This is a genomic window from Protofrankia sp. CiP1_Cm_nod1, assembly GCF_920888515.1.
Lineage (GTDB): Bacteria > Actinomycetota > Actinomycetes > Frankiales > Frankiaceae > Protofrankia.
In genome coordinates this window covers 1-2,985 of record NZ_CAKKTM010000166.1, presented here as the reverse complement: position 1 = coordinate 2,985, position 2,985 = coordinate 1, and the positions used below count along the sequence as shown (strand labels likewise).

The following is a 2,985-nucleotide window of genomic DNA, read 5'->3' as shown; positions in this document are numbered from 1 at the left end:
GCGGGCCCCACCGCGTCGCGCCCCACCGCGTCGGCCCGCGCCCCGGCGGGGCGCGCCTCGGCGGTCGCGGCGTCGGTTGCCGGGGACGGCGGCTGGGCCGACCAGGGGGCGGTCCATGTGTCCAGCGCGGGGAGGGTTCCCGGGAACGTACGGCCCGCCTCCCGCAGCAGCATGGGCATGTGCTCACCGGCGTGGTCGCGCAGCGTCCTGATCAGCGTCGGGAGCCAGGGGAGCAGGACCCGGTCCGGCAGGCGGGCGAACGCCTTGGACATGATCTCGACGACGAACGGTGCCAGCGTCGGCACCGGCTCCAGGGCCTGCACGAAGCCGGCCAGGTAGCGCGGGAACGCGCCAACGACCAGCGGGTTGGCGAGCAGGCCGTCGCAGCGGGCCCGCAGCTCGGCCGGGGTGAGCCGGCCGAGACGGGTCTGCGTGGCCCACAGCAGCGCCGTCCGCTCGGGCTCCCGCGGGTGGGACTGGCGCACGGCCAGCTCCAGCTGGGCCCGGTCACAGCCGAGCGCGAGCGCGAAGTTCTCCAGCGTCAGCAGGAAGCCGAGCATGGAGGCGACCTGGCGCACGCCGGTGCCGTCGGCCGTGAACGCCGTCGGCAGCAGGGTGCAGTAGTGCGCGTAGCCCTCCTTGACGAACCGCTCGCACCACTCCGGCAGGGCCGGCTCGGTGACGCGGTAGCAGTCGAGCAGCCGCCGGATCCGGCGCAGCACCTCCGGCGCGTCGTCCACCGTCCGCTCGCCGGTGAGCAGCTCGACGGCGCGGGCGCCGAGCTCGTCGGCCAGCCGGCGGCTGCCGAGGAACGTGACGGCGTCCTCGACGGCGGCGAGCGCGACGGCCGCGGTGGCCTCCGGATCCCAGGCGGTACGGCGCAGCCGCCGCTGCAGGGCCTGCTCGACGGTGACCGCCTCGTAGCCGAGCTCGATGAGCTCGCGCTGGTGCTTCCCGATCGACAGGTCCCAGCTCTCCTGCGCTGACCGCTCCCCCAGCCGGCGGACGCCGAGGATCGGGCGCACGGCGCCGTCGGGCAGCAGGTAGCGCAGCATCCACAGCAGGTGGGAGCAGTGCGCGAGCTCAGGGGTGGCGGTCAGGTCGAGCAGGGCGCGCTGCACCGTGCGCCTGGACAGGTCGAGCCCGAGCGGGGCCAGCCGGTCGTGGACGTCGCGGGCCAGCGGCGGGAGGGCGTCGTAGCCGACCTGGCCGGCCCGGTCACCGCCGAGCAGGATCTCGCACAGCCGGCGCACGTCGCGCCGGCCGGGCACGACGTCCTTCTCGATGCAGGTGACGGCGGCGTCCTGGAAGTCGTACGGCGTGGGGCGGGCTCGGTTGCGCAGGCCTGCGAGCAGGATCGACGTCTCGAACACGGCGATGGCGTCGGCCGTGCTGGCGAGGTAGCCGTTGCGGCGGGCCAGCCGGACGATGTCGACGCACCAGCCGAGCAGCTCGTCCTCGTCGATCCCGTCCAGCGCCGGCGGGCGCTCCAGGAAGCCGGACAGCCGCTCGGTGCCCGTCCCGGGCCCGCTGCCCGCGCCTGCGCCGGTGGCATCGCCCACGGCCGGGACGGCAGCATCGCCCGCGACAGGGCGGGCGATGCGGGGCCTCGCCGTCCGCCCGGCCTTCTTCGCGGCGCCGGGCTGGCCGGCGAGCCGGAACGGCGCGACACCCGAGCGGGCCAGCGCCTTCGCCCACGTCGCCGCGGCGATCGACACCGAGCCGCCGGCCAGCCCGAACTGGGCCTCGATCGCGGAGTGGCTGGACGGGATGAGCCCGTACAGCCACCTGGTCGGCGTCACCGGGCCGATCTCGTAGCTCGCCACTGGTGCCGCGGCGGCCTCCTGGCCGCGCTCGGCCTGGCCCTGCTCGGCAGGGCCGGCTGACGAGGAGCCGGCTGACGAGGAGCCGGCTGACGAGGAGCCGGCTGACGAGGAGCCGGCTGACGAGGAGCCGGGTGGTGAGGAGGCTGTGCCGAATTCCGGGACATGGCTGACCGCGTGGAAGGCGCCGCAGACGTACAGGCAGTCGTCGCGGTCGATGCCGGAGGCGGCGAGGTGATCCCGGATCCGGGTCCACATGTGGCGCTCGCGTTCCTCGTCGCGGGCGAGCCTGCCGTCCCCGGCCGGGGTGAGCCGGCGGAACAGGCTGCCGATGAGCGCCAGGGCCTGCCGGTAGGTGCCGTAGTCGGCGTCGGCGAGCGGCTGCTCGACGTACTGGTCCCACCATTCGGACCAGTGCCGGACTCGGCCGTGGCGCAGCAGGAACTCCTCGAGCTCGGCGAACCGGGGCCGCAGGTCGCCGATCTCGAGGCCGACGGCGTCGCCGTGCAACGCCGCCTCCTCGCCGTCCTGGTCTCCGCGGTCCTGGTCTCCGCCGTCCTGGGCCGGCCCGCCCGGGACCGCCGACGCCGGGCCCGGAGGTTCGTCGGCCTGGCCCGGCAGGTCCGGCCGCTGGCGGTTCTCCCACCGGGACTGGCGGTTCTCCCACTGGAAGAGGTGGTCGGCCGACCAGTCGACGAGCACGAGCTCGACGCCCGGCGTCTCGAGCGCGTAGGCGATCGCCTGGTACTCGGCCGACGCCTCGGTGATCGGGGCGACCACGCTCAGCGGCCCCACCCCGGCGGGGAAACCCTCGAGCTCGTGGGCGAAGGCCTGTGGGGCGACCGGCAGCCGGCAGTTGCGCAGCTCGCCGAGGATCGGCCGCAGGTCCTCGCAGAGCTCCAGGTAGATGGCCCTGGGCCGTTTCTCCCGCAGCCGCCGGGCCATCGCCAGGGCGGAGGCCGGCGAGTGGTGACAGACCGGGAAGATCTCCAGCGGCTCGGCCAGCGCCCAGGCGACATCGTCGACCAGGCCCGCCAGGATCTCGGCGAGCGCGGCCGAATCCGCGGCGAAGGCCGCCGCGGCGTCCACCAGCCGCGCCCGCAGCTGGCCGAACGGCCCGTCCAGGCCCGCCGCCACGGTGCCGTCCGCCGCGGGCCCACCT

General features: G+C 75.5%; 1 protein-coding gene. It reads right to left on the bottom strand.

The genetic code is table 11. The features are described from left to right. Window positions 1-2,960, bottom strand: a 2,960-nt coding sequence (locus tag NBX02_RS08010; protein ID WP_250290685.1) for a hypothetical protein, incomplete at its 3' end; no start/stop codon positions are given. Between the last annotated feature and the right edge of the window lie 25 nt (window positions 2,961-2,985).